This is a genomic window from Rhodococcus sp. P3_B8, from assembly GCF_056402775.1.
The window spans coordinates 1-1022 of the sequence record NZ_JBFUGT010000654.1 but is presented as its reverse complement, the minus strand read 5'-3'; the positions used below and the strand labels follow the sequence as shown (position 1 = coordinate 1022).

The window sequence follows — 1022 nt, the reverse complement described above, 5'->3', positions numbered from 1 at the left end:
TTTGACCGTGTCCCACACCGACGCTTGTGGTGCAGGAACATGATGTTTCGGATTCACCCCCATCCGCTGTGGCACGGTGGGCAGGCTGCGGCGGACCCGGCGATGCCGCGGCCTACTCGGGGTTGGACCGTTCTTGTCCCGGCACCGGCGCACCGGCGCGTGTTCGGCGACCCGGACCGCGGGCATCTGCCCACGCCGTCTGGTGGCTTTGTTTCTGCCGAGCAGTGCGCGTTTGGCCAGGTTCACCCCGGCCATATGGTCTCGGTTACCACCGACCCGGCAGCGGGGACACCACGCGTCGTGATAGCCGCCGGGGCGGGAGAGCGGTTCGTCGCAGCCCGGACACAGTGCGGAGGAACCTCGGGCCGGCACCGAGACCACCGTGATACCGGCACCGGCGGCGGTGTGGGCGAGGGCGGCGACGGCCTGGCGGCGGGCGGACTGCGCGGCCCGATTGTTGTTCACCCGCCCATGGCCGCGGGTCTCGAGGGTGGTGAGATCTTCCACCGCGATCACCTGCGCGCCCGCCGCGGTGGCGTACTCGGTGACCTGGCGGGAGAAGTGGAAGGCCAGTTCCCGGTTGATCTTGCCTCTTTTGACGCCCACCGCGGTGCGGTGAGCGTCGAGGACGGCGATCTTCGCCTCCAACTGTGCGCGGACCTCGGGTGGGGCGGCGGCGGCCAGCCGTGTCAACCGCGCGGCCTTGGCATGCAGCAGCTGCCCCTCGGCCTGCAGGCGTGCCAGTTTGATCCCGAGCCCGCGGTCGTCGTAGGTCCAACCCCGGTAATCCGAGGACAACCCTTCAGCGCCCTGCGCTGCGGTGGCGGCGGCACCCAGACTGGTCGGGGACCAATCCACCCCGACCGCGACCCTCCCGGCCGTCAGATCCGCAGCGGGCGCCAACTCGGTCGCCGCGCACCGCCACAACAGGCCTCGGCGGTCGAGGACCAGGGACGGCAGATGCCAATCGGTGACAGGGCGACCGTCCAGATGCTCGGGGATGGCCGCGGTCAGCCGGACCC

1 protein-coding gene is annotated in these 1022 nt (G+C 70.7%); it reads right to left on the bottom strand.

What is annotated here, in order from left to right:
- The coding region (locus tag AC1D1G_RS45505) for a zinc ribbon domain-containing protein (protein ID WP_477956972.1) at nt 1–1022 on the bottom strand (1022 nt) is incomplete at both ends.